Raw genomic sequence first — 26,094 nt, forward strand, 5'->3', positions numbered from 1 at the left:
CAAGATTTCAATTATTAATACCCGAGGCGCTAAGTTGTCATCTTTCTTTCGCAATTAGGTCTGGAAGGTGATTTTTTATTTCCATAGCATCGTTTAAATGATATAAAAATAACCACAGGGAAGTAATACCAATCACACTAAGTTTGTGCACAACTCAGAGTTAGGGTCGAGGTTCAGTGACAACATAGATTTTATTGATATAGTCATTCTATATTAATGAAATATAGGGCCGTAAATGGGCCTCTCACTAACTCCCTACGGGTGAGTTTTAAAGGCGTTTATCCTGCGTTATTGATTTTGACAATGGAATAACCATTCTCTGCAATCAAAGCCTTGTCTAAAAGCCTTTAAATTCTCACTGAGTGAGCAATAATTTAATGTGATTGGTATGAAATATAAATAAAGGATTGCTCGCGAAAGTTATGGAAAGATTAGCCATCGTATCTCAACCGGATTCTCCTACAAGCAGATTAACGAAATCTGTGTCTCAGGCGCTGATAATATTGTGCACTTGCAGTGCGGCAACGCCTTCTTTTACATACGCAACTGAAGCACCAGCATCGCAATCCTCTGGCGTTCTGTCCGAGGATAGCTTAGCGTCACGTCTGCAAACCTTATCCACAGAAACCGATAGTAACAAGGCTCTTGCTGAGTACGATAAAATATTGGCCGACACGTTGCTTGATGATGTAGACAAAATCCAGGTGCTTCGCGGCAAAGGGATGTTCGCGTTTCAATTTAACAACCTTGATATGGCAATTGCCGCATTTGGCCAGGCAAAGTTGGTTTCCGAGGCGATAGACGATGTGCAACAACAAGCTGAAATAAGCAAGATGCTCGGGGTGTTTCGCTATTATCGCGGCGACAATAAATTAGCGATTAAGCATTACAATGAAGCTATACCGTATTACGTCGCTAAAACTGATTTCTTACAACAGGCTAATTTACTTAATAATATTGGTCTAGCCAATACGGCGATGGCCAGATATGAATTGGCGTTAAATGCCTATGAGCAGGCAGAGCCTTTGTACCTTCAATATGGAGATAAAGCCGATCAAATCGATGTCCGCTTCAATATTGGTGGTCTGTATGTAGAATTGAATCGCTATGATGTGGCTATCGAATCTTTCCTGGAAGTAAAGGCGTTTCGTGAAACGGTTCAGGATTTAGACGGTCTTGCCCTGGTCCACAGCGATTTAGGTATCGCTTATAAATGTGCAGATAACTTCGAATTAGCAGAAAAATTCCAGCTTCTCGCCTACGAGCACTACAAAGCTAATGATAAGGGTTATGACATAGCGACTCAGGGCATAAATCTGGCGGGCTTATACAATGAATTTGGGGAGCCGGAAAAGGCTCGCCCATTTGCCCTGCTAGGAATTGAATACGGAACTCAGTATCAACATTATGGCGCGGTTGCCGGTAGCTATTATGAACTGGCTAGGGTTAATTATGTATCTGGCGAGCACGACAAAGCCTTTGCAAACCTTGAGCAGGCCAATACGCTAGCGAAGAAAGTAGATGATAACGACTTACTCGAAGAAATATTGCAGCTGTCGGCATTGGTAAATGCCGCCGTTGGAAATTATCAGCAGGCGCAATTGATTCAGCAACAGTTTGCGCGTAGTGTCGTTGAGTCATCAAATAACGAATTAAATGAAAAACTTGCTGAATTTGAAACGCAGCAATTAAAACAACGTATTACGCAGTTAGAAGCACAGGATAAGCTCAGTCAATTAGAATTTGATAAAGCCAATCAGGCGCGCAATTTTATTGTTTTTATACTTATCTTCATCACCATTATCTTGCTGCTGTTGATGCAAAAGAAGCGGTCGAGAGAGGCAAAAGCTGAACTAGAAACTATGGTGGATACCCGTACTGAAGAGTTGTTGCAAACCACCAAGGAACTGGAAGAAGCTAACCGTATTAAAAACCAGTTTTTGGCGAACGTAACCCATGAAATTCGCACCCCGCTATCTGTTGTCATCGGTAATGCTGAAGCCCTGTTAAATGATGAAGTTCAAAGTTCGGAAAAACCTAAACATTATCAACAGTTATATTCTAATAGTCTGTTCTTATTAGAAATCGTCAACGATATTCTTGATTTGAGTAAAATTGAAGCAAACCAGATTAAGCTCATCCCTAAACCTGTGCTGCTGGTTGATTTGTTTACAGAACTGGAAGCGATGTTTGCTGAACAGGCGCGTCAAAAGGGTCTGAACTTCAAAGTGAATTTTAACTTTTCTGATGATGTACGAATTCATCTCGATGCAATGCGATTCAATCAGATATTGTTTAACCTGTGTTCCAATGCCATCAAATTTACCGAGCAGGGAAGTGTGACGGTCGATGTGTTGCTGCATGATGGGCAACTGCAGGTCACAGTAACCGATACTGGTATTGGCATGGACGCGGTGCAGGTAGAGCAGGTGTTCGGTTGTTTTGTGCAGGGGGACAACAGTATTTCCCGTCGTTTTGGCGGTAGTGGCCTGGGCTTATATTTAGTTTCTAACTTGTGTCAGCTAATGGATGCCAAAATCGATGTCGATAGTCGCCTCGGGACCGGTAGCGTATTCTCAGTTTCTCTTCCTGTTGCCGTTGTTGGCAATCATGGCGTTGAGAAAACCTTAAGTGCCAGCGTCCACGCCAAAACCGCTTATCAGTTTAATGGTCGTGTTCTGGTTGCCGAGGATCACCCCGATAACCGCGCCTTGATTCGCTTGTATCTGCAACGTCTGGGTATTGATGTATCAACAGTCTGTGACGGCCTTGAGGCAATCCAATGGTTACAAAACAACGAGGTTGATCTGGTGTTTATGGATATTCAAATGCCAAACCTCGATGGCTTTAGCGCCTTGACACGTTTGTCGAAATCTGGATTTAGCAAACCTGTTTATGCGTTTACCGCCAACGCTATGTCCCATGAAATTGAACATTATCTCAATGTTGGTTTTTCGGGATATATTGAAAAGCCTTTGAATCGGGAAAATATCATTGACACCTTGAAGAAGCATTTACCTTATGAGGCAGAGAAATTCACTGCCGAGACTCATGGAGAGCAACATAGTGGCGATGCTCAGATAGAAATATTAGCAACGAGTTTTGTTGCCAGTGCGAAAACCGATATAAACAGTATTTGTCTGGCAGACGAGCAACAGGACTGGCAAGCCATGAGTGATTTGTGTCATAAGCTATGTGGTGCGGCGCAAATGTTTGGCTTTGTTGAGCTTGCAGACGCTAGCAGACGTTTGGAACTAAGCCTGATAAACCGTCGCTTTGATAAAAAACGTCCGTTATTGCTGGAGTTAAAAATGCTGGTTGCCAATTTGAGTGAGACATCCTCCGCCTGATAATCGCAATCGGTCATTGCCACTACTGGTTTTCCTTAACCGATTCCATAACCACATAGGTCGTAATTGAGTGTACCTGCGGCAAGCTAACCAACACAAGGGTATAAAACACTTTGTAGGCAACTAAGTCACTGGTTTCTACCCACAACAGATACTCAAATGCGCCAGTGATGTTATGGCACTCTTTTATACCAAATCCACTAAGTGTTCTCCCACTCTGTGGAATTGGTATAGGCAAACTTTGCAAGATAATTTTTCATCATACAACGTATACTTGTGCTAATTAATTTTCACGGATTTTTCAATGAACGCTGAAATGTTTGCCGCCTTAGCGCTATTTTGTTTTGTCTCCTCAATAACACCAGGCCCTAACAATCTGATGTTAATGTCTTCAGGTGCAACCTTTGGTTTTCGTCGCACCATTCCGCATATGCTAGGCGTAGGGATTGGTTTTGTGGTTATGGTCATTCTCGTCGGCGTTGGCCTGATGCAGCTATTTGATCAGTTTCCGCTGAGTTACCAAATCCTGAAACTGATTAGCGTTGTCTATCTATTGTATCTGGCCTATAAAATTGCCCATTCTTCTGATCCGGTGACCTCAGATTCTGCAACTGAAGAGTCGAGCGAAAGTAAACCAACACCAATCAGTTTTTGGCAGGCCGTAGCGTTTCAGTGGGTTAATCCGAAGGCCTGGGCAATGGCGTTAACCTCGATCAGCGCTTATGCACCTTCTCAACAGTTTAGTGCGGTGTTATTCGTCGCGTTTATTTTCGGGGTAATCAATTTGCCTTCGGTCAGTGCCTGGGCGATGCTAGGGCAGGAGTTGCAGAGGGTGTTAACCAACCCACGGCGTTTGCAGCTTTTTAACTGGACGATGGCCGCACTGTTGATTGTATCTTTGTACCCAGTAGTGACGAATTAACTAATGATTAGTTAGTAAATCAATCAGGCTGATGGGGCTCTGTCGGCAAAACAAACCTGATGATAACCGGTAATGGCGTATGTTTTCAGCCTAGCTTGCTCTCCCTCTCCGGTATAAACGTCCACATGTTTTTGTTTGATAGCGCTACCGACATCGGTAGCCACAAATGTTGAACGCTGAATGTGCTCGGCGGTATGTGGAATAATCACCGTACTTTGTTTAGCGATAAGGGTATTGTCGACAGCAACTTCCCCGAGATTAAGCATTTTTCCCGTTGAATTTAATGGTACCGGGCTTTTATGCCAGTTTCCGGAAAAGTAGCCTAAATACCAGCCAAAACGGGTTTTTCCCCAGCCCTCAATGCGCACCGCATCGACAAAATTTCTTTTAAAGTGATAGTTCTCCTGAGTTTTCAAGGTGAGAGATTGATACGGAGCCTCAAAATCATTTTCAATGGGCGTGTAATAACCGGTGACTCGCCAGCCATCCTGACATTGATAGTTGTTCGGAGCGGAAATTCGCTCCGGAACTGTTTGGCAGGCGGCCAACGACATTATCCCTGCAAGTCCTGCTAAAAGTCGGCTAAATTGCGGTTTGCCCATTTTCCATTCCTTTGACATCGATTTGGTAATAAACCACGTCTTCTTCACGACCGCCATCTCGGTATGTATAGGTCTTGAGATAACGCATGCCCAGTTTCTTCATGATGTTGATTGAACCTTGATTATCAGGATCGGCGATGGCAGAAATCTTATCGACTTTTGGCAACTCAGCAAGCGTTTCCATAATCGCTTTTGCAGCTTCAGTGGCATAGCCTTTGCCCCAGTATTTCTGCTTTAATCGCCAGCCTATTTCCAGGTTATTGTCTTTGCGTTGTTCTGAGAAAAAATCCATTGGGCGGACAAGGACCCAGCCAAGAAACGCATCATTGTCTTTGAGGTTGATTTGCCACAGGCCCCAACCGTTTTCTGGATTGCGATAAGCTCGCAATCTTGGCAGAAATCGTTGCTCAATATCTTCCCAAGATGTCGGGGTACCGCCATTGATGAATCGCATCACCTCAGGGTCTTGGTCTAAATCAAAAAGCAGTTGTTTGTCGTTTTCGTCCATGAGTCTGAACGTAAGACGGTCAGTATCAGTAATTGTTATCATTTTTTATTTTTCGTCTCTAACAAAAAAGCCTGCGGAGAATAACGCAGGCTTTTAATATTATAGGAAATTTTCCTATGTATTTAACTCTACTTAGGAGCTACCAGACCCCGGCGCTCAAGTAAGTGGATTGGATCCGGTTCCTGACCGCGGAAACGTTTGTACATGATCATTGGATCTTCCGTACCGCCCGATTCAAGAACGTTCTTACGATAAGATGTCGCCGTGTCCTGATCGAAAATACCTTTTTCTTCAAACACTTTCCAGGTATCAGCATCGAAAATGTTTGACCAGATATAACCATAGTAACCAGAAGAGTAACCACCCGCGAAGATGTGCGAGAAGTAGGTTGTACGATAACGAGGCGCAATTTCATTAATTAAGCCAATCTCTGCCATCGCGTCCGCTTCAAATTTATCAGCATCCTGCTCTTCCGCAGTTTTTAAGGTATGCCATTTCAAATCTAGCAAGGCTGCTGCCATATATTCGGTGGTAGCAAAACCCTGATTGAATTTACCGGAAGCCTGGATCTTCTCGACCATTTCCATCGGAATCACTTCTCCCGTTTTGTAATGCTTAGCGAACTGCTCAAGCACTTCAGGCTCTGTCATCCAGTTTTCCATTACCTGAGACGGATACTCAACGTAATCACGAGGCAGCGCCGTACCGGTTAATGAACGATAGTAACCATCAGATAATAAGCCCTGGATTGCATGACCAAATTCGTGGAATAGGGTAGATGCCTGATCAAAGGTTAGTAATACTGGCTCATCACCAACCGGAGTCGGGTAGTTAAGCACGTTGTAGATAATTGGCTTAACCTCTTCACCATACATCTTGTGTTGCTTGCGGAATGAACTCATCCAGGCGCCGCCACGTTTTGATGGACGCACAAAGAAATCCGTCATGTATACACCAACCGAAGAACCATCCTTATCGAACATTTCATAGGTGGTTACGTCTGGGTGATATTTTGGTAAATCATCACGCTCTTTAAAGGTCACGCCCCACAGCTTTTCTGCGGTGTAGAAAACACCTTGCATGGTATTTTCTAATGAGAAGTAAGGTTTTGTTGCTTCTTCATCCAGGTCGTATTTCTGCTTACGGACTTTTTCTGAGTAATACCACCAGTCCCAGGCTTCAAGCTTAAAGTCTGCGCCTTCGGATTCGGCGAAGGTCTGCATGTCGGCAACTTCCTGTTTCGCACGAGCCAGAGATGCCGGCCATACTTTATCTAGCAGACCATAAACGTTTTCGGGTGTTTTCGCCATCGCATTTTCAAGGACATAATCGGCATGGGTGTCATAACCTAACACCTGAGCACGCTGATAACGAAGAGAGGCCATTTTAGCGGCAATTTTCTTGTTATCGTTTTTATTGTCATTATCACCACGATGGGTATAGGCATAGAACAACTGCTCACGTAAATCGCGTTTCGTTGAGTAAGTTAAAAACGGATAAAAGCTAGGGCGATGTGTGGTAAATACCCACTTACCTTCGTGACCACGCTCGGACGCGGTGTTCGCTGCCGCCGCAATAATGCCTTCCGGTAAACCATTAAGGTCTTCTTCGTTGTCGATAACCAATTCGAAATCATTGGTTTCATTTAACAGGTTTTCACCAAACTGAATACTTAGCTTCGATAGCTGCTCGTTTAGGTCACGTAAAGTCGCCTTATCTTCGGTGTTTAAGTTAGCGCCACCGCGAACAAAACCTTTGTAGGTTTTTTCTAACAGGGTATTCTGTTCGGTATTAAGCTCTAGCTCATCTTTTTGGTCATAAACGGCTTTCACGCGTTTGAACAAATCTTCATTCAGGTAAACATCATCAGACAACTTAGAAAGTTTTGGCGAAACTTCTTTTGAAATCGCCTGCATTTCTGGCGTTGACATAGAGCCGATCAGACCATAAAAAACATTGGTTACTTTGGTAAGAAGATCACCGCTTTTTTCCATGGCTTCAATGGTGTTTTCAAACGTTGGCGCTTCGTCACTGTTGGCAATGGCTAGGATTTCGGCTTTTTGCTCAGCGATACCTTTTTCAAGGGCCGGCATATAGTGTTCAATTTTGATTTGCTCAAAAGGCGCAATACCAAATGGCGTATCGTACTCGGAATAGAAAGGGTTTGACTGCTCCGCACTAGCGCTGGTTTGTGCGACTTGTTCGGTAGCAGCCTGTTGGTTTGCCGCTTGTTCTTTATTCTCGGATTGACACCCCGCCAGGGCGATTGCCAAAGCAATGGGGGTTAACAGATGTTTTTTCATATCTCTTCCTATTCTATTCTCATATAACCAGTTTCGGGCACATATGCTTGTGCTTAATCCCTTTTTATCTGACGGTAATTGACCACCCGTTGAGTGGTGAAAAGGTCAAGGGATTTAATTAACCAACTGTTTTATCCCATCCATCAGAGTTTGTAAATTGATTTGTCGGTACTTTGATGGCGCTTTGGGTGTAAAATAACGCTTACAATTAAAGACAAGTCGACGGGTTTATTATCCACTCAATGATCAATACCGCATTGTCATGGGTATACCTAACTCGAGTCATTGAGCTTTAAAGTGTTTCCGGAGAGTTATAGGAGAAAACCTTGTTAAATTTGGAACGTAACATTCGTTTGGCCATTAATACTGAGCAGATGGCATGGGAAGATTCTCCAGCCGAAGGTGTGTTTCGCAAAAAACTGGAACGCGAAGGTGTCGAGAGCGGCTTGACCACCAGCGTCGTCAAATATGATAAAAACACTGCGTTTTCGGCTCACCCGCACCCAAACGGAGAAGAAATTTTTGTGCTTGAAGGTGTGTTTGAAGATGAGCATGGCAAATATCCGAAAGGTTCTTATTTTCGCAATCCTCCCGGCAGCCAACATAGCCCAAAAAGCCCCAAGGGGTGTGAGTTATTTGTAAAACTGAATCAATTTCAACCGGGAGATGATGCGCAAATTCATATCGAAACCGCCAAGCAGCCCTGGCTACCTGGCTTAGTAGACGGCCTGTCGGTAATGCCGCTACATTCTTTTGGCACTGAACATACCGCTTTGGTGAGATGGCAGCCTGGCACGCATTTTCAGCCCCATGTACATCCCGGTGGCGAGGAAATTTTCGTCCTCGATGGTGTATTCGAGGACGAATTCGGTCAGTATCCTAAAGGAACCTGGTTACGCAGCCCGCCTTATTCCAAACACAACCCTTTCTCCGAACAGGGTTGCATTATTTTCGTAAAGACGGGTTATATGGGGTAGGGATATTCTTTCCCGGAATAATGGGTTTGATTTCGGCAGCAGGCGCAGGTTGCAGTACTCTTGGACGCGGCTTTGGACGTTTTGGCAAAAATCGATTTCTAAGCCATTCGTTGCTGCGTTTCTCTAACCAGTAATACGAGACAATGGAAAACAGACCACAGGCGACGACTACCGCAAACGCGACCGCTGCGCTGGTGAAGGTTAAAGTGTCCATGCTAAAGAGCAGACGGTCTACGCCAAGGACCAGATATGGGTGGAACAGATACAAGGAATAACTGGCATCACCTAACAGCACCAACCAAAATGGAAATCGTATGTTTTTGGTTCCCCACAACATCAGGCAAACCACGGCAATGGCTGGTAGCCCAAAGGCAATAAAGCGAATGCCAGCTCTGTCGATAAAGAACATCGAGGTAACAATAACCAAAGCTAACACCAGTGAGAAATAACCAAGGGCTTTGTTGACGTGCCAGTGGTTGGTATTTTTCCACAAGGCATAAATTGCCATGCCATAGACGAACTCGAGCAATATGGTATCGGTGTAAAAGCGGAAAAACAGATTGTTGTTATCCACTAATTGTCCGGCACATATCAAACACACCAGTAAACTTGCACAGATTGAACTGGCATGGGCTGTAGAGAGCCGCAGACTTAACGCGAACGCCAGATAGAAAAACATTTCATAATTGAGTGTCCATCCAAGCTTTAAAACTGGAGCCATTTCACCATCGGCATTCAGGTAGGGGACAAAAAACAGGGATTTTGCCAGTTCCTGCAAACTGCCTGGATCCGATGAAACCAGAGCGGGTACATAGGTAGCAATGATAAATAAGCCGACAGTGCCAACATAGTACAGGGGCAGTACCCGAAAGATACGCTTTAACATAAAGTTAGCGTTGTCTCGTTCGGTGATGTAACAGATGATAAAGCCACTGACGATAAAGAAAATATCAACACCGAATTCACCGCGATTAATCATCGGGATATGGCTGAATACCACCGCAAACGCAGCCAGGGCACGGAGCACCTGCAAAGAATCTAATTTATTAGTCACGTGTTTCTCGCAATATATGTATTAAAATTTTGCGACCTTCAGCCCCTGAAACCTAGATAAAGACACGGGAAACGAAACGTCTACAAAGCTGTACTGCAATGAATAAACACTTAAGGAAAGTCGTGTTGGGTCCTTTAACACTAAAAACTGGCAATGTGGGCAAGCACATTGAAACGACTAGTGATAGGTATAACTATAGATTATGTCAGCAAAAATCCTATTGCTGGCGGAAAATATTACCCGCCAGTTGCATACAGGGCATTAGCTAGCCACATGGTAATTAAATATCCGGCGGTGTAGGCGATAAGAAGTGCCGGCGCATATTTTAAATAGGACATAAAGGTGAGCTCAGATAATTTGCTCATTGCGATAATACCTGCAGCAGATCCTATGACTAACAATGAGCCGCCAACACCAACGGCATAGGTTAAGGACAACCACTGGGCCGTTGATAGTTCTGGTTGCGCCTTAAGCAAGGCTGCGGTGAGCGGCACGTTATCTACCAGGGCTGAACCAATACCTGCAAAGTAGCTGGAAACGCCGGGGCTATATTGGGCATAGGCCTCGGCAAGCAAGGTTAAAATACCAATCTCTTTGAGCATCCCTACCAGCAACAATATGCCTAAAAAGAATAACAGGGTGTCGTATTCGATACGGCGAATGTAATCGAGCATGGGCGGCCGCTGACGATCTTTTTGCATAAATCGGCCGGCCAGAAACATGGTTGCCAGGCCAGTTAGAAAAGTGAGCACAGGCGGCACACCATAAAGGATATTTAACGCCATCGTCAGTAATATCGTACTGATGAAAATTGCTGAAATCACAAGTTCAACGACGCTGAAATTGTGCTCGTCCTGTTCGGTTACGACATCACCTTCTACGCCAATGCTAAATACCAAAGCCAGCAATAATACGCTGATTATGGCAGGTAAAAACAGCATCAAAAGTTGCGAGATCTCTACATGTTTTTCAAGAAAAATCATTAACGTCGTAACATCACCTGTTATCAAGGCGACGCCACCCGAGTTAACCGCAAACACCACAAGTACCGCCATTTTTATTCTCACCGCTCGCGGTAAGTCGAATGATTGCAGCAGTGCCAGTGATACTAAAGTCGCGGTAACATTATCGCAGAACGAAGAGAGTACCAGGGCAAAACCAGCGATGGATAACATCAATTTGCGCTGACTGATGCGGGCGGGGAAAACTTTTTGTATCGCCGCCTGGATAATTCCCTGGGCATTGAGATAAGCGACAAAGGTCATGGTAGACATGAGAAACAACCAGAGTATGGCAATTTCCAATAGGTTTTCTTCTAGCTGGTGATTGATGCGTTCGGATCCGGCACCGGCGTTGATGAATAACAACATCCAGGCAACGCATCCCAAAAACAATGTCGTCTTGGCTTTATTGACGTGGGTAATTTCTTCAAAAACGATGCTTAATAATGCCAATATCGCCAGGAAAATCAGAAAGTAATCGAGCATAACCGAAATCAATCATCAATCAATGCCCTAAACATAGCAGCGTATCGCTATTCCTGCTAAAGGAAACGGTTGCTAAACCATTATCTGCGCACACAGGAAGCGCGATTAACAAGCCGGGGTAAGTGTTTTCCAGATTCTTGTTTTTGCTTCAATGGTGCCGCATTCGTTTCGGTTAGCTGTAATGCCAGGTGCGCTGCTTGTTTTGCCATGGCGTTTACCGGGTAATGCATGGTGGTGAGTTTTGGCCGGGTATAGCTGGCGAGAATGACATCATCAAAACCAATGACCGATATGTCTTCAGGTACCCGAAAACCATTGTCTTCCAATGTGCTGATAGCACCAGAGGCCATGGCGTCGTTATAAACAAACAAAGCGGTAAATTGATGACCATCGGTGAGCAGTTTCTGCACGGCAATTTCACCACCTTGTTGATTCGGCGGCGCAAATGTAACCGGCGTATTGTCACTGTCAATATTGTTTTCGATAAGACATTGTTGAAAGCCCTGTAAGCGCAGACGTGGATCTTCGATATCATACTCACTGGAAATGCAGGCAAACTGCTTATGGCCAAGGGCCAAAAAATGCCTGGCAGCGATTTTGCCGCCCTCAAGGTTATCGAGCCAGACGCAGCGCTCTTGTATTGCTTCAACACAGCGGTCAATCAGTACTAACCCCGGGTGCTGTTTTGCCAAAGCAATTAGTTTATCACTGGCGATATGTTTGCTGTGGATGACAATCGCATCACAGTTTCTGTCGATCAGAACATTTAGTGCTTGTAATTCAGATTCCTCGCTCCCGGTACCGGTACTTAGCAGTAACTGCAACCGCTTTTCTTTGGCTATCTCATCGACACCACTGGCTAAAGAAGCAAAGAATGGGTCTGTTAATTCGGGAATGACAACACCGATGGTTGCGGTTTTCTGGGTAACCAGAGCTCGGGCGTTGGCATTAGGACGATATCCCAATTCCTGCATCGCCGCGGTCACCTTCGCTCGGGTTTGCGCATTCACTTTTTCACCGAGGTTTATGACCCGGGATACGGTGGCTATGGAAACCCCTGCTTGTTTCGCTACATCCTTAATTGTCGCCATGATTTTGAATGTTATGTAAACGTTTAAGTGTTTTTCAATAGTAACGGATCATAGCTATTAACAAGCTAAATGGCTAGATAAATGTTGTTTGTCATGCTCATTATTATTCTTATAGTTGCTATTGTAGCTTTATATGAAAACGTTTACACTCGCAGGAAATGATCACATTTGGAAGAAATTATGACCGATACTTTTGATCCAACCGAACATCCACACCGTCGTTTTAATCCTTTGACTGGTGAATGGGTGTTGGTTTCACCGCACCGGGCAAAACGCCCGTGGCAAGGGCAGGTTGAGCCTGCTACTGAAGATGATCGTCCGGCTTATGATAAATCCTGTTATTTATGTGCTGGTAATACTCGAATTAATGGTGAAGTGAATGACCAATACGAGGGCACCTATGTGTTTGATAATGATTTTGCGGCGCTAAAAGAAGACACCCCGGTTACGGCAACGGATGATCCGTTATTGAAAATGCAGACAGAGCAGGGCAAAAGTCGGGTAATTTGTTTTAGTGAAGATCACAGCAAAACTTTGCCTGAGCTTTCCGTCACTAAGCTGCAGCAAGTAGTAAAAACCTGGCAACAGCAATGTGCAGAGTTGGGACAAAAGTTTCAGTCGGTACAGGTGTTTGAAAATAAGGGCGCAATGATGGGCTGTTCTAACCCGCACCCGCATGGCCAGATCTGGGCGCAAACGCAATTACCAACACTAGTCAGTAAAAAGCAGAACGCCCAACTTGAGTATTTGCAGACCCAAAAGAGTAGTTTGCTGCAGGACTATGTTGCTCGGGAAATTGCAGCGAAGGAGCGAGTTGTCGTTGCCAATGATGACTGGGTCGTTGTGGTTCCTTACTGGGCGGCATGGCCGTTTGAAACCCTGTTATTACCAAGGTTCAACGTGCAGCGCATGACAGATTTAACCACCATGCAGACCTTAAGCCTTGCCGATATTCTCAAGCAAATTACCACTCGTTACGATAATTTGTTTCAGTGTTCATTCCCATACTCCATGGGGTGGCATGGCGCACCATACGATGGTGAAGAGCATCCAGAATGGACCTTACATGCTAGCTTCCTGCCGCCATTATTGCGCAGCGCCACAGTGAAGAAGTTTATGGTTGGCTATGAAATGATGGCCGAAGCGCAGCGGGATCTTACCGCCGAACAAGCCGCCGAGCGTTTACGTAGTGTTAGCGCGACTCACTATAAGGAGTTATCAAAGTGAATTTAAAACAACAGGCTAGCCAGCATTTTCAACAGCAGTTTTCGACGCCTTGCGATATCGTTTGTTATGCGCCAGGAAGAGTGAACGTTATTGGCGATCATACCGATTACAACGATGGTTTTGTATTGCCGGCGGCAATTAATTACGGTACCGCTATCGCCGCGTCCAAACGCGACGATAACCAGGTTTTGGTTTACGCCCATGATTGCGACCAGCAAACATCACAATTCTCTTTAGATGATATTCAATTTGATCAAAACATGATGTGGAGCAACTATGTGCGTGGCACCATTGCCATGCTGCAAAACAAGTTCCCTGAAGTTGGCGGTGCGACCCTTGCGGTTACCGGCAATGTGCCGCAAGGCGCAGGATTAAGTTCTTCTGCCAGTTTTGAAATTGCGATTTTAAAGACCTTCGCCAGTTTATATGAGCTGCCACTTGATGGTATTCAGGCAGCATTGCTTGGCCAACAGGCTGAGAATCAATTCGTCGGTTGTAACTGCGGCATTATGGATCAACTGATATCGGCAATGGGGCAGGAGTCCAATGCTATGTTGCTTGATTGTCGGGCATTGACCTTTGAAGATGCACCGATTCCGGCAGGCTTCTCTTTCGTTATCGTAAATTCGAATGTTAAACGCGGCCTGGTAGACAGTGAATACAATTTGCGCCGTGAGCAATGTGAAGCGGTAGCAAAACATTTCGGTGTCAAAGCATTACGTGATTTAACCCTGGAACAACTGCAATCTGAACAGGCGAACTTATCAGACGTTGAGTATCGTCGTGCCCGTCATGTTATCTCTGAAAATGATAGAACGCTGGCGGTATTAGAGGCGCTGAAAGGCAATGATATTGCCACCATGAGCGAGTTAATGATGGCCTCTCACATGTCATTAAAAGACGACTTTGAAGTGACCACACCTCAGATGGATGCCTTGGTTGAGATAATTGCTGAGGTAATTGGCCAGCAAGGTGGCACCCGAATGACAGGTGGCGGATTTGGTGGTTGTGTGGTTGCGCTGGCACCAGATGAATTGGTGGAACCAATAAAAGCGGCGATTAGTGCTCAATACGAGCAACGCTCTGGTCTGGTTGCTAATGTCTATGTCTGCACCGCTGAGCAGGGCGCATTTCGCGTTTAAGCAACTGATTATTCGTCAGTTATAAACGAAGCGTTGCGATTTTTCGGGACGCTGTTTCTCGATTATTTCTTTCATGCGATATTTATTACTTTATATTCGCTTTAACGGCTTTGCTCGCTAGCTTCATATCACCAGCTTTCAACGCCTCAAGTATGCGGCTGTGCTCATCAACACATTGCAAGCTACTGCTGATACGCTTGTAGTTCAAACGCATACGCATCACATACGGATACCAGATATTCACCAATTCGTCGCCACCTGCTTTGTTGATTAAGTAGCGGTGGAAAGAAATATCAATTTTGGTAACTTCTGCGTAGTCTTCAGCATCCAGAGCTTTTTGCAGATCGGCAAGTATCGCTTCCAAATCTCTAATATCCAGCTCAGTCAGGCTATCATTGATTTGCTCAATGGCGAACACTTCGATTTCACGACGAAGTTTAATCATCAGTTTTTGCATGCTTGGATCGAGCACGCTATTAACAGAGGCACCGCAGTTATTTTTGGATATCAGCAAACCTTCTTTGGTTAGCTGTAAGATAACGTCACGAATAGGGCCCCGGGATAAGCCAAAGCGATTCGCCAATTCGGTTTCATTTAGCTTAGTGTTTGGCGGAAATGCACCAGAGATGATATCTGTGCGCAATTGCTCTGCAATTTGGTCTTTTACGGAAAGAATTTTTGTAGTCCGTGATGTGTCCATGTCGTTGCCCTTGGTCAATCGTATGCTTTATTGTAAAGATACAAATCGCTATTGACAATTCGTGGACTGGGCAAGGCCCAAAAATACTATCTTTGGAATGGCTTATGAGCATTTTGCAGAGCTCGTTATCAGCTAAAGTTAAAAATATCGATATTCTCGATCATCAGGACAATATCGAAGATTGGCAGGAATTTCAGCGTAAGGTTGGTTTTGAACAGCTAACCGTTTCGTTCAGTTAAATTATTAGCTCGATCCAGTTAATCGGGATAACCGTATTATCTGGGGTATTGAATTTCTCTTGGATATCAAATAAGTGAGAACAACATTATGGCAAAAATAACCTTTATTACCTCTGACAACGAAAAGATTGAAGTTGAAGGTGAATCTGGCTCAGTAATGGAGTTAGCTGTTGAGAATGGCGTTGAAGGTATCGACGGTGATTGCGGCGGCGTATGCTCCTGTGCAACCTGTCATGTGCATGTTGCCAGCGAAGATATGGCTAAAGTTGGCCCTGCTGGTGAGGTAGAGCAGGAACTGTTGGAATTTAGTGATAATTTTTGTGAGCAAAGCCGCTTGAGTTGTCAGATTGAAATCGTTGAAGAACTCGATGGTATTACCTTAACGGTAGCGAACTAGAGTGACTGAGGCGATAGTCACTGCGCAGCAAAAATACTGGAGAGGCTAAGAATTAACATCCTGATCTTCTGAATTCAGATTTTCAAGTTCTGCTGGTCGTTGCTTAATTTCAGCCATTTCCTCCCGTTCGGCCTTCGAAATATACTTTGGCTTATTGCTGTTGTGAAGCTTCTTGTTGGCCTTTTTCTTTTTGGCCATCAAAATGGACTTAATTTTCTTTTTGCGGTTCATACGCTGGATGTTCCCGGCTCGTTGAATTCGGCCATTTTACCGCGAATCCCAGGGCATTCAAAAGTGATTTAAAATGGCAATTAAAAAAGGCAATCGCTTTTCAGCAATTGCCTTTATGTATACCAAAATAGAAAATGTTAAACGTCGTAGGTGGTGGAAGAGGTATCGCCACCACGACCTGTCCAGTTGGTATGGAAGAACTCACCACGAGGTTTGTCTTTGCGCTCGTAGGTGTGAGCGCCAAAATAATCCCGTTGAGCTTGCAGCAGGTTTGCCGGTAAATCTTTACAGCGGTAGCCATCAAAATAACTTAATGCTGACGCCAGGCATGGAATGGAAATACCCGCTAATGTCGCTTCACTAACCACTTTACGCCAACCTGGCTGGGCTGCTTTGATGGCCTGATTAAAGTAATCGTCCAACAACAGGTTATCAATCTCTGGGTTTTTATCGTAAGCGTTCTTGATGTCATCCAGGAATACGCTGCGGATAATACAACCGCCACGCCACATTAGCGCGATTGCGCCATAATCTAATTCCCAGCCAAAATCTTCAGATGCCTGTTTCATCAGGGCATAGCCCTGGGCATAGGAGACCATCTTCGAAGCCAGCAAAGCATCTTTTAGGGCATCGATAAAGGCTTGCTTGTCACCGGTAAATTCTGTGGTAACGCCATCGATAATCTCTGAGGCAACAACACGTTGTTCTTTTAATGCCGACAGACAACGGGCAAATACGGCTTCACCAATCAAGGTTAACGGCGTACCTAAATGCAACGCGGTAACACCCGTCCATTTACCTGTACCTTTTTGGCCTGCAGTATCTAAGATTACATCGATTAGTGGCTGGCCATCTTCTTTGTAGGCCATGATGTCTGCGGTGATATCAATCAGGTAGCTGCTTAGTTCGGTTTGCTTCCAGTCAGCAAACACTTTTGCCATTTCGTCGACTGACAAACCAAGCACATCGCGCATCAAAATATAGGCTTCGCAAATTAACTGCATATCGCCATATTCGATACCGTTGTGGACCATTTTCACGAAATGACCAGCGCCACCGTTACCAACCCAGTCACAGCATGGTACATCGCCATTTACTTTTGCGGCAATGCCCTGGAAGATAGGTTTTACTTGTGGCCAGGCTGCTTTTGAACCGCCAGGCATAATGGATGGGCCTAAAAGAGCACCTTCTTCGCCGCCGGAAACACCCGTGCCGATATAAAGAAAGCCTTTCTCTTCAAGATATTTAGTACGACGGTCAGAATCTTCAAACTGGCTGTTGCCACCGTCGATAAGAATGTCACCTTCGCTAAGGTAAGGTAAAAGCTGTTCTATGGTTGCGTCTACGGCACTACCAGCTTTAACCATCAGCATGATTTTACGAGGGCTGGCCAAGGATTTAACGAACTCTTCTACGCTATGAGCGCCGCGAATGCTTTGGCCTTGCGCCCGGCCATTGATAAAACGATCCACTTTTTCCGTGGTACGGTTATAAGCGGTTACCGTGAAGCCTTTTGAAGCCATGTTCAGTATTAGGTTTTCGCCCATTACCGCCAGGCCGATAACACCAATATCTGACTGCTGTTTCAAGGTCATAGGAATCTATCCAATTTTTTCAAGTTTAATCGGGTAGGATTGACCTGCACGCCATTGTCCTACATATATGTTGTCGTCATTATCGATGCAGATACCATGGGGATGATTAAAAATATCCCAGGTTGTCGTCATCGGTTGCAATTGATTGTCTCGGTATTCAGGTTTTCCTGCACCTAAATTCACTACAACCTTATCGTGGTTATCAAATATGCTTACATAGCCTGAGTTATCGACATTTTTGCCATCGATATCCGACCAACATACTGATGTTACGAAATAATCTTTTGCAAACACCGGACCATGTACCCATGCTCCGGGGGTGTTTATCTTACCCTGATATTCCCCTTCTAAGGAAAATAATTTTAGACATTGTTCAGCGCGGGAGCTAATAATCAGCTGTTTCTTCTCGGGGTTACGTGTATCGATAGCGATACCATGAGCATTGACCAGATTGTGATTAGCGTCTTTATTATCATGACCACCAAAGTGACGAATGTATCTGCCTTGCTTGTCGTATTGAATGACATAATCAGAACCATAACCATCGCAAACGTAGATATCACCATTACTATTAACGGCAATATCCGTGGGCCGGTAGGGCATGTCTGGGGTATAAATACCTATGGTCTGCGGGTGCGAGATAGTGAAAAGCAGTTGTCCATCCAAGGTTAACTTGGCAATAAATCCGGCTTGGGCGATAACTTTATTTTTCGGTGAGTCCCAGGCATCGGTTGATACCCCATCCCAATTGCGATTGGTTATCCAGCCACTGTCCACCAGATAGATAAACTCTTGCTCGCTGTCGTTTTCTTTATTCCCTTCTTTGACAATTTCAATGGCATGGGCGCCAGGAAACATTTTGCCAAAGGCATCAACCACATTCCCATTTACGTCATAAACAATGACCTGATTGTCCGGGTGATCGGTAACCATATAAATTCGCTGCTGTGAATCGATGGCGAAATCATGGCAGTTTTCTACCGGATATTTCTCCTTATCTAAGATCCCCCAACGGTTGTTTACCCGATATTGAAACTGACCTTCACCAATAATCATGCCGTGCGGATCGATTCCATTTTTCGGCAATATAACGCTATCGCTCATCGTTTTTTCTTCTCACAATCAAAAATTGTCAACATTTTACAATTTAAAGGTGGTTAAACCAAGAGATTGAATCAGCAACAATCGTATAAGATTAAACCAGGCTTTATCGACATGTGCTGTAAAGGGGTTAGCTAATCCAGAGTTACCTGTGATTGGCGCCCGTAATGCCGTGCGCGGCTGCAACCTATGAGTTATGGGTTTTGAAGTGAAAGTTTTCAATATCGATAACTTTTTGAAATTAGGTGGTTTTCATCAATTAAAACTATTAGTCTCTAGAGGTTGTTGGTTATTTTAACGTCAACAGCCTTTAGAAACCGATTCCTTTGATTTTGTTAAATTATTGAACAAAGCAATTCTTATTGAGGTTATTCATGCTGGATTCTATTCGTCAAAATATTCGTATACTCGGGCAAATTTTGGGAGAAACCATTGCCGTTGAGCAAGGGCCGGAGTGGGTTGAACGTATCGAAGCCATCCGTGCACTGGCAAAAGAAGTTAATAGCGATGAACAAGCCCTGGACAAATTACAGGCGCTATTCGCTGACATGTCAGAATCTGACATGCTGGTTCTTGCCCGGGCTTTTAGCCAGTTTTTAAATCTGGCCAATATTGCCGAGCAGCAATACACCATTTCCGAGCAAGGTTTAGCTGAGCTAGACGTTGCTCATCCGCTTACCGAACTCAGCGAAAAAATTGCTAACGCTGATGCCGATAAAATTCGCGATGCGTTGCAAAAGCTGAACATTGAATTAGTACTTACCGCTCACCCGACGGAAATTAATCGCCGTACGTTTATCCATAAATATCACCAGATTGCCGATGAGCTGGATAATGGTAAAGAAGATTTTTCTCGCATTGCTGAGCTGGTGGAACAAGCCTGGTTTACCAATGAGATCCGTCAGGAGCGACCAACGCCGCTTGATGAATCCCGTTGGGGACTTGATGTTATATCCGACAGCTTGTGGGCAGCATTGCCACAGTTTATCCGAGAGCTGGACGAGGCATCACAAAAATTATTGGGCGAACCTCTCCCTGATGGCTTTATGCCGGTAAATATAGCCAGTTGGATGGCAGGCGATCGTGACGGTAACCCATTTGTTACCGCCAAACTAAGTAGTGAAGCGATTCGCAATGCCAGAATTCGTGCATCACGATTATACTGGCGCGACGTTCGTGAGCTTTATCTTGAATTGTCGATGAATAAAGCCGACGAAGATTTGATTGCTGAAGATGTGAAAGGCTCTGGTCCCTATCGTCATCAGTTAAAGCAGATTATCACCCGCTTAGAAGATAACATCGCAAGTTTGGAAAATGGTACCACTGAAAATACCATTGATGATGCCGATGAGCTTCTAACGCCGCTAATTCGTTGTCGCCAGAGTCTGCTCAATCATGGTATGACCCGCGCGGCTAATTCGCAATTATTAGATTTGATCCGCAAAGTTCAGTGTTTTGGCATTTCCATGGTGAACCTCGATGTTCGTCAACACAGTGAGCGCCACGATGCGGCAATGGCTGAAATTCTATCCTTCCTGAACCTTGGAGATTATCTTTCCTGGGATGAGGCCAAACGCCAGGAATTTTTGCTTAGCGAACTAGCATCGAATCGTCCATTGCTTCCGGATAATCAGTGGAGCGCTGATACCCAGGAAGTACTTGATACGTTCAAGATGATCGCAGCCCAACCCCAACAGGTTCTGGGTATCTACATTATCTCCATGGCAAGTACTGCCAGTGATGTGTTGCTGGTACGCCTATTTATGAAAATCTGTGGCGTTAACTGGCAAATGCCAATCGCGCCGCTATTTGAAACCTTAGATGATTTGAATCATGCCCCAGCGGTAATGAATGAATTACTGTCCATGGATACCTATGTCAGCTCTTGTGAGGGCCAACAAACGGTTATGATTGGTTATAGTGATTCCGCAAAAGATGCCGGGGTACTTGCTGCTACCTGGGCTCAGTATCAGGCTCAGGAAGCACTGGCGAAAGTGTTTGCTGAAAAAGGTATCTTACTGAAGTTGTTCCATGGCCGCGGCGGTACTATTGGTCGCGGCGGCGGGCCAGCGCATGCCGCGGTTGCCTCACAACCTCCGGGAACACTGGAAGGTGGTTTACGGGTAACGGAGCAGGGTGAAACTATTCGTTATAAATATGGTTTACCTAACCTTGCGGTTCGAAGCTTCCATTTATATGCATCAGCAATACTGGAATCTTTGATCTCACCTCCACAATCTCCAGAGCCTGAATGGCGTGAATTGATGGATAAGATGGCCGAGGATAGCTGTGACACCTATCGCAGTTATGTGCAGGAGCAGGCAGATTTTGTCCGTTATTTCCGCCAGGCAACTCCAGAACAGGAATTGTCTTCGCTACCTCTTGGCTCGCGTCCGGCGAAACGCCGTGCCGATGGTGGTATCGAATCTTTGCGTGCGATCCCGTGGATTTTTGCCTGGAGCCAAAACCGCATGGTATTGCCAAGCTGGTTAGGCTTTGGTCAGGCAATTGCAAACCATCAAGACGAGTATCAGGCATTGATTGATGAGATGCTGGAGAAGTGGCCGTACTTCCGCTCACGGGTGTCCTTGATTGAGATGGTGTATTTAAAATCCAATCCAATGATCGCAACCCGATATGACGAGGCGCTTGTTGAAGATGAGCTAAAAGTCATGGGCGAGGGCTTGCGAGCGCAATTGGCAAAAGACCAGGAAACGGTACTTTCAGTTTTAGGTCATAAGCAATTGATGGAAAACGATCCGTGGAACCTTAGTTCTTTTGAATTGCGGCGACCGTATTTATTGCCACTGCACTTAATGCAAATTGAAGCACTGAAACGTTTGCGTAATTCGCCAGATGATTGCGGCTTTGAGCAGTTATTGATGCATACCATGGCAGGAATTGCGACCGGAATGCGTAATACCGGTTAAGTAGTCTTACTACGTGTTAATTGTTTTGTTAAAAGAGCACCTCGGGTGCTCTTTTCTTATTGCAGACTAGTCAAAAAATTTCACTGTAACAGTGGCCATAAGTGTGTAACCTTATTGTTAATTCAATGTTAATTTAGACTGGGCTGAATTATATTGAAGGCCAGTAAAAATGGGTATTTACCCATCCTCTCGTATTTTTAACATTTTTTAATAAGCACTAATCACCCACAATTATCAAGGTTAATTTTCGTGCATTAAAATTCGCTCTGTAACAAAACTGTCATATTTCTGTCTTATAATCCCAGCCAATAAAAATTTAGGTCGCTATTGAAGGTTTAAACGTGACAATTTTCGCTAAAACTTTTGAGCCAAGGCAGTTGAAAAATTCCCTGGCGCGCTGGCTGATATCAGCTGGTGGTGTCAGTGTATTATTCACCTTGGTGCTTATCTTTATGTACCTGGTTTATGTAATTAAACCAATTTTCGAGTCCGCAAGCATTGAGCCCGAAAGCACAATTCAGTTGGTTGAAAACGGCAATACCGTTGCCGTCGGTGTCGATGAACTGAAAGAAATCGGATATCAGATCAACGAACAGGGCGAAATGTCCTTCTATCAAGTGCAGGCTTCTGAGCAGCATGAGGTAGGCGAGAAACTGTTAACTGAAGCGATTTTATCTGAAGGCGAAACTCTTCAGGAAATTCAGGCGACAACGTCCAATCAATACATACTGCTGACAACCGATGGCGCCATTAAAGTGGTAGAGCCATCTTTTGTGGTTTCATTTGAAGGTGATGAGCGTTTCATGAACCCAGCGGTTCGTTATCCTTTGGGTGAAGATGCGATTTATATTGATGAAGATGAATCGACAATTACTGACTTCTCTTTCGTAATGAATGAAGAGAAAGCGGTAATTATCGCGCTTACTGAAGATAATCGATTGATTAAAACCTCTTTGATTGCCGAAGACGACTTTAATTACGACCCTGAATTCTCTGCTGAATATCAATTGATTCAGGAAGATTTCGACGCCATCGACTTTATGGAAGTCACACCGGATATGACCTTAGGCTTTGTTGCTGTCGACAATCAGGTTTCGGTATTTGAACTTGATGATGACTGGGATGTGCCTCTTAAAGGTCAGTTTAACCCAGTGATTGAAGAGCAGGCTGAGATCACGGCGATGGCGCTATTGTCGGGCAGTAGCTCTGTGCTATTTGGTACCGACGAAGGTGACGTATTGCAATGGTTTGAAGTGGCTGGTAAAGAAGGTCGCGAATTCCAACAAATTCGAAGCTTTAAGGCTAGCGACGATGAAGCCATCACTAAAATCTACCCAGAGCTGTATCGTAAGAGCTTCTTTACCTCAACACCGTCTGGCCAGGTTGGTTTGTTCTACACCACCAGTGAAGCGGAACTTTGGCAGGGTAAAATGCTGGATTCTGACCAGCAAATTATGGCAATTGCGCCTCGTGCCAATGGTTTAATGCTGGCATCTGACGGCCAACTTGAATTATTAACGGTTCACAACGAACACCCAGAAGTTACCTGGTCTGCACTTTGGCAGGAAGTCTGGTATGAAGGTTATCCTGAACCGGCTTATATCTGGCAATCGACTTCGGGTTCTGATGACTTTGAAGCTAAGTTCTCATTAATGCCGATCTCTTTCGGTACGATGAAAGCGGCTTTCTATGCGATGATGTTCGCGGTACCAATTGCCTTAGCAGCGGCTATTTACACCGCTTACTTTATGCCGCCAGTGATGCGTCGTACGGTTAAACCAACCATCGAGCTAATGGAAGCACTGCCGACCGTTATTCTAGGTTTCCTTGCGGGTCTTTGGTTAGCACCACTGATTGAAGAGTATTTGCCGGCGGTATTCCTGTTACTAATCTTTTTGCCATTGGCTACCTTCATTACCGCTTTTGCCTGGTACAAGTTGCCGAAGAACATCAAGGTAATGCTTCCAGAAGCTTTTGCACCAATCATTGTGCTGCCGATTCTGATTCTTGCCGCCATGCTGGCATTCCAGTTATCGCCAATTGTTGAAGCCAATATGTTTGGTGGTGATATGCGTAAATACATCACTAACGATCTCGGTATCGACTTTGACCAGCGTAACGCTTTGGTTGTTGGTATCGCTATGGGCTTTGCGGTTATCCCAACCATCTTCTCTATGGCAGAAGATGCTATCTTCAGCGTACCTAAGCACCTGACCTCCGGTTCACTGGCACTTGGTGCGACACAATGGCAAACCCTGGTTAAAGTGGTATTGCTTACTGCCAGCCCGGGCATTTTCTCTGCGGTGATGATGGGGCTTGGCCGTGCGGTTGGTGAAACCATGATTGTATTGATGGCAACGGGTAACACCCCAGTTATCGACTGGAGTATCTTCCAGGGGATGCGTACCTTATCGGCGAATATCGCTGTTGAAATGCCAGAGTCCGAAGTGGGCAGTTCTCACTATCGAATCTTGTTCCTTGCAGCCTTTGTGTTGTTTGTTTTCACCTTTGTCTTTAACACCTTGGCTGAGTTTGTACGTCAGCGCTTGCGTGAAAAGTACAGCTCTCTGTAGTGTTTAAGTAGGATTAATATAACGATGAAAACATGGTTTAAATCAGGCTCACCTTGGGTATGGCTTTCAGCAGCCGGGGTAAGTATCAGCTTAATCTCTGTTGTTGGTTTGTTGTTTTTGATTGCCTCAAGAGGTTTATCCTACTTCTGGCCATCACAAATCCATCAGTTTGAATTGCAAACGGTGCAAGGTGAAACTTCAGTTGTTATCGGTGAAATCTATGACCGTGAACTGATCCCAGCCCGACAGCTAAATAACAAAAATGTCGATGTAGGTGACGCCGAAACCGTAGAACGATTTCTGGTAAAAACCGGTAATCGTGAATTGGTAAGCCTGGATTTCCGCTGGATTTTAGAGCCTATGGTTCAAAAACAAACGCAGCCAGAAGATGTCGCAGTTATTGAACGTCGCAAAAATGGTAACTTCTATGGCTTTATCGAAGAAGTATACATGGACGGTCAACAGGTTGAATTAGACCAGCTTGAAGCCTTTATCGACCGCGTAAGTGATTTACAGGACGACATCGGCCAGCTTCAGAGTACCGATATCGGTGCCATTAACTATGAGCTTGAGCGTATCCGTCTGAAAGAGCGTAAAGCGGAACTAGACGGCGAGTTAACCGACGAGGTACAAGCAGGCTTTGATCAGCGCCGTGCTGAACTTGCCGAAGAGTACAATGGGTTAGAGGCAAGCCTGAATAAGCTTCGTGAAGAAGTGCAGCGTGACAAGATTGTAGTGCGTGCGATGGATGGTCAGAGAGTTGATATTAACCTTGAACAGGTTTTACAAATCACCTTTAACAACCAGATGGGCTTTTTTGCCAAACTTGGTCAGTTCTTCCATCAAATCGGTAACTTTATCGGTGATGACCCGCGTGAAGCGAACACTGAAGGTGGGGTATTCCCGGCAATCTTCGGTACCGTATTGATGGTATTGTTGATGACGGTAATTGTATCGCCATTAGGGGTTGTTGCGGCCATTTATCTGCACGAGTATGCGGGCAATAACGCGTTCACTAAGCTGCTACGAATCGCGGTAATCAACCTCGCCGGTGTGCCATCAATCGTATACGGGGTATTTGGTCTTGGCTTCTTCGTCTACATGGTAGGTGGCTCGCTCGATCAAATCTTCTACCCAGAATCTCTGCCTAGCCCAACATTTGGATCTCCAGGTGTATTGTGGTCGGCGATTACACTGGCAATTCTGACACTACCGGTCGTTATTGTTTCTACCGAAGAAGGGTTAGCTCGTATTCCATCTTCAATGCGGCATGGTTCTTTGGCGCTTGGTGCTACGAAAGCAGAAACCTTGTGGCGCATTATTTTGCCAATCGCCAGTCCGGCGATTATGACAGGTATTATTCTGGCCATCGCCCGTGCAGCTGGCGAGGTGGCGCCACTGATGCTGGTTGGTGTGGTTAAAATGGCGCCGACATTGCCACTTGACGGTAACTTCCCGTTCCTGCACTTAGAGCGTAAGTTTATGCACTTAGGTTTCCACATCTATGACGTAGGCTTCCAGAGCCCGAACGTTGAAGCAGCAAGACCTCTGGTTTATGCAACCGCGCTGCTATTGGTAACCATCATTGTTGCATTGAATATGACGGCCGTATCAATTCGTAACCGTCTACGTGAGAAATACCGTGCTTTAGAGCACTAATCTGAA

Annotated in this window: 21 protein-coding genes; 10 read left to right on the forward strand and 11 right to left on the reverse strand. The window is 44.9% G+C overall.

All coding sequences use genetic code 11. The features are described 5' to 3' along the window. Window positions 1–422 precede the first annotated feature (422 nt). A complete protein-coding gene (locus FNC98_RS05050; protein ID WP_143580236.1) occupies window positions 423–3,350 on the forward strand; it encodes a response regulator in 2,928 nt (975 codons plus the stop codon). Window positions 3,351–3,372: 22 nt separating this feature from the next. Here FNC98_RS05050 and FNC98_RS17020 read toward each other — a convergent pair whose 3' ends face one another. Then, complete coding sequence (locus tag FNC98_RS17020) at window positions 3,373–3,597, reverse strand: Lrp/AsnC ligand binding domain-containing protein (RefSeq protein WP_313904118.1); 225 nt, start codon at window positions 3,595–3,597, stop codon at window positions 3,373–3,375. Window positions 3,598–3,654: 57 nt separating this feature from the next. Here FNC98_RS17020 and FNC98_RS05060 point away from each other — a divergent pair, with 57 nt between their 5' ends. Beyond that, window positions 3,655–4,272: a LysE family translocator gene (locus FNC98_RS05060; RefSeq protein ID WP_143580237.1), complete on the forward strand. Its 618-nt coding sequence runs from the start codon at window positions 3,655–3,657 to the stop codon at window positions 4,270–4,272. A 23-nt stretch (window positions 4,273–4,295) separates the two neighbouring features. Here FNC98_RS05060 and FNC98_RS05065 read toward each other — a convergent pair whose 3' ends face one another. From FNC98_RS05065 to FNC98_RS05075, 3 genes are all read right to left on the reverse strand, one after another. Then, the gene (locus FNC98_RS05065) at window positions 4,296–4,874 is read right to left on the reverse strand and encodes a 3D domain-containing protein (RefSeq protein WP_185968070.1); all 579 of its coding nucleotides are present in this window, start codon (window positions 4,872–4,874) and stop codon (window positions 4,296–4,298) included. Then, the gene (locus FNC98_RS05070; RefSeq protein ID WP_313904119.1) at window positions 4,855–5,424 is read right to left on the reverse strand and encodes a GNAT family N-acetyltransferase; all 570 of its coding nucleotides are present in this window, start codon (window positions 5,422–5,424) and stop codon (window positions 4,855–4,857) included. The genes FNC98_RS05065 and FNC98_RS05070 overlap by 20 nt, the downstream gene beginning before the upstream one ends. 86 nt (window positions 5,425–5,510) lie before the next feature. After that, the gene (locus FNC98_RS05075; protein ID WP_143580239.1) at window positions 5,511–7,685 is read right to left on the reverse strand and encodes a M3 family metallopeptidase; all 2,175 of its coding nucleotides are present in this window, start codon (window positions 7,683–7,685) and stop codon (window positions 5,511–5,513) included. A 326-nt stretch (window positions 7,686–8,011) separates the two neighbouring features. On the opposite strand from FNC98_RS05075, the gene FNC98_RS05080 reads away from it, so the two are divergent. After that, window positions 8,012–8,662, forward strand: coding sequence for a cupin domain-containing protein (locus FNC98_RS05080; RefSeq protein ID WP_185968071.1), 651 nt, complete (start codon window positions 8,012–8,014; stop codon window positions 8,660–8,662). Here FNC98_RS05080 and FNC98_RS05085 read toward each other — a convergent pair. From FNC98_RS05085 to FNC98_RS05095, 3 genes are all read right to left on the reverse strand, one after another. Beyond that, window positions 8,631–9,716 carry an acyltransferase family protein gene (locus FNC98_RS05085; RefSeq protein WP_185968072.1) on the reverse strand — a complete coding sequence of 362 codons (1,086 nt, stop codon included), beginning with the start codon at window positions 9,714–9,716 and terminating at the stop codon, window positions 8,631–8,633. The genes FNC98_RS05080 and FNC98_RS05085 overlap by 32 nt on opposite strands. Before the next feature lie 236 nt (window positions 9,717–9,952). After that, window positions 9,953–11,203, reverse strand: coding sequence for a sodium:proton antiporter NhaD (gene nhaD, locus FNC98_RS05090; protein WP_143580241.1), 1,251 nt, complete (start codon window positions 11,201–11,203; stop codon window positions 9,953–9,955). Between the two features lie 80 nt (window positions 11,204–11,283). Further along, window positions 11,284–12,294 carry a LacI family DNA-binding transcriptional regulator gene (locus tag FNC98_RS05095; RefSeq protein ID WP_143580242.1) on the reverse strand — a complete coding sequence of 337 codons (1,011 nt, stop codon included), beginning with the start codon at window positions 12,292–12,294 and terminating at the stop codon, window positions 11,284–11,286. A 180-nt stretch (window positions 12,295–12,474) separates the two neighbouring features. Here FNC98_RS05095 and FNC98_RS05100 point away from each other — a divergent pair, with 180 nt between their 5' ends. Then, entirely contained in the window at window positions 12,475–13,521 is a 1,047-nt protein-coding gene (locus FNC98_RS05100; RefSeq protein WP_143580243.1) for a UDP-glucose--hexose-1-phosphate uridylyltransferase, read from the forward strand. Then, a complete protein-coding gene (gene galK, locus FNC98_RS05105; protein WP_143580244.1) occupies window positions 13,518–14,663 on the forward strand; it encodes a galactokinase in 1,146 nt (381 codons plus the stop codon). The genes FNC98_RS05100 and galK overlap by 4 nt, the downstream gene beginning before the upstream one ends. An 85-nt stretch (window positions 14,664–14,748) precedes the next feature. On the opposite strand, the gene FNC98_RS05110 is transcribed toward galK, so the two are convergent. Then, window positions 14,749–15,363, reverse strand: coding sequence for a GntR family transcriptional regulator (locus FNC98_RS05110; RefSeq protein ID WP_143580245.1), 615 nt, complete (start codon window positions 15,361–15,363; stop codon window positions 14,749–14,751). 104 nt (window positions 15,364–15,467) lie between these two features. Between FNC98_RS05110 and FNC98_RS16935 the strand changes: the two genes are divergently transcribed. Next, the gene (locus FNC98_RS16935) at window positions 15,468–15,602 is read left to right on the forward strand and encodes a hypothetical protein (RefSeq protein ID WP_260680472.1); all 135 of its coding nucleotides are present in this window, start codon (window positions 15,468–15,470) and stop codon (window positions 15,600–15,602) included. An 88-nt stretch (window positions 15,603–15,690) separates the two neighbouring features. Then, window positions 15,691–15,999 (forward strand): 2Fe-2S iron-sulfur cluster-binding protein, encoded by a 309-nt coding sequence (locus tag FNC98_RS05115; RefSeq protein ID WP_143580246.1) that lies wholly within the window; start codon window positions 15,691–15,693, stop codon window positions 15,997–15,999. Window positions 16,000–16,044: 45 nt separating this feature from the next. Here FNC98_RS05115 and FNC98_RS05120 read toward each other — a convergent pair whose 3' ends face one another. The 3 genes from FNC98_RS05120 to FNC98_RS05130 form a co-directional block, all read right to left on the reverse strand. Continuing rightward, entirely contained in the window at window positions 16,045–16,230 is a 186-nt protein-coding gene (locus tag FNC98_RS05120; RefSeq protein WP_143580247.1) for a DUF2986 domain-containing protein, read from the reverse strand. 137 nt (window positions 16,231–16,367) lie between these two features. Next, window positions 16,368–17,819, reverse strand: coding sequence for a decarboxylating NADP(+)-dependent phosphogluconate dehydrogenase (gene gnd / locus FNC98_RS05125; protein WP_144035464.1), 1,452 nt, complete (start codon window positions 17,817–17,819; stop codon window positions 16,368–16,370). 12 nt (window positions 17,820–17,831) lie between these two features. Further along, a complete protein-coding gene (locus tag FNC98_RS05130) occupies window positions 17,832–18,929 on the reverse strand; it encodes a 6-bladed beta-propeller (protein ID WP_143580248.1) in 1,098 nt (365 codons plus the stop codon). 371 nt (window positions 18,930–19,300) lie between these two features. Between FNC98_RS05130 and ppc the strand changes: the two genes are divergently transcribed. The 3 genes from ppc (at window position 19,301) to pstA (ending at window position 26,088) form a co-directional block, all read left to right on the forward strand. Next, the gene (ppc, locus tag FNC98_RS05135; RefSeq protein WP_143580249.1) at window positions 19,301–21,856 is read left to right on the forward strand and encodes a phosphoenolpyruvate carboxylase; all 2,556 of its coding nucleotides are present in this window, start codon (window positions 19,301–19,303) and stop codon (window positions 21,854–21,856) included. Window positions 21,857–22,197: 341 nt separating this feature from the next. Next, window positions 22,198–24,429 carry an ABC transporter permease subunit gene (locus tag FNC98_RS05140; protein ID WP_260680473.1) on the forward strand — a complete coding sequence of 744 codons (2,232 nt, stop codon included), beginning with the start codon at window positions 22,198–22,200 and terminating at the stop codon, window positions 24,427–24,429. Window positions 24,430–24,453: 24 nt separating this feature from the next. Continuing rightward, window positions 24,454–26,088: a phosphate ABC transporter permease PstA gene (pstA, locus tag FNC98_RS05145; RefSeq protein WP_143580250.1), complete on the forward strand. Its 1,635-nt coding sequence runs from the start codon at window positions 24,454–24,456 to the stop codon at window positions 26,086–26,088. Window positions 26,089–26,094 lie beyond the last annotated feature (6 nt).

This window comes from Thalassotalea sp. PS06, from assembly GCF_007197775.1.
In the GTDB taxonomy this organism is placed as follows: domain Bacteria; phylum Pseudomonadota; class Gammaproteobacteria; order Enterobacterales; family Alteromonadaceae; genus Thalassotalea_A.

Coding starts and splice junctions, on each gene's coding strand:
- FNC98_RS05100 (WP_143580243.1), top strand. CDS start 12,475: ATGACCGATACTTTTGATCCAACCGAACATCCACACCGTCGTTTTAAT.
- FNC98_RS16935 (WP_260680472.1), top strand. CDS start 15,468: ATGAGCATTTTGCAGAGCTCGTTATCAGCTAAAGTTAAAAATATCGAT.
- FNC98_RS05065 (WP_185968070.1), bottom strand. CDS start 4,874: ATGGGCAAACCGCAATTTAGCCGACTTTTAGCAGGACTTGCAGGGATA.
- FNC98_RS05120 (WP_143580247.1), bottom strand. CDS start 16,230: ATGAACCGCAAAAAGAAAATTAAGTCCATTTTGATGGCCAAAAAGAAA.
- FNC98_RS05095 (WP_143580242.1), bottom strand. CDS start 12,294: ATGGCGACAATTAAGGATGTAGCGAAACAAGCAGGGGTTTCCATAGCC.
- FNC98_RS05075 (WP_143580239.1), bottom strand. CDS start 7,685: ATGAAAAAACATCTGTTAACCCCCATTGCTTTGGCAATCGCCCTGGCG.
- FNC98_RS05115 (WP_143580246.1), top strand. CDS start 15,691: ATGGCAAAAATAACCTTTATTACCTCTGACAACGAAAAGATTGAAGTT.
- pstA (WP_143580250.1), top strand. CDS start 24,454: ATGAAAACATGGTTTAAATCAGGCTCACCTTGGGTATGGCTTTCAGCA.
- ppc (WP_143580249.1), top strand. CDS start 19,301: ATGCTGGATTCTATTCGTCAAAATATTCGTATACTCGGGCAAATTTTG.
- nhaD (WP_143580241.1), bottom strand. CDS start 11,203: ATGCTCGATTACTTTCTGATTTTCCTGGCGATATTGGCATTATTAAGC.
- FNC98_RS05060 (WP_143580237.1), top strand. CDS start 3,655: ATGAACGCTGAAATGTTTGCCGCCTTAGCGCTATTTTGTTTTGTCTCC.
- FNC98_RS05130 (WP_143580248.1), bottom strand. CDS start 18,929: ATGAGCGATAGCGTTATATTGCCGAAAAATGGAATCGATCCGCACGGC.
- FNC98_RS05110 (WP_143580245.1), bottom strand. CDS start 15,363: ATGGACACATCACGGACTACAAAAATTCTTTCCGTAAAAGACCAAATT.
- FNC98_RS05050 (WP_143580236.1), top strand. CDS start 423: ATGGAAAGATTAGCCATCGTATCTCAACCGGATTCTCCTACAAGCAGA.
- FNC98_RS05070 (WP_313904119.1), bottom strand. CDS start 5,424: ATGATAACAATTACTGATACTGACCGTCTTACGTTCAGACTCATGGAC.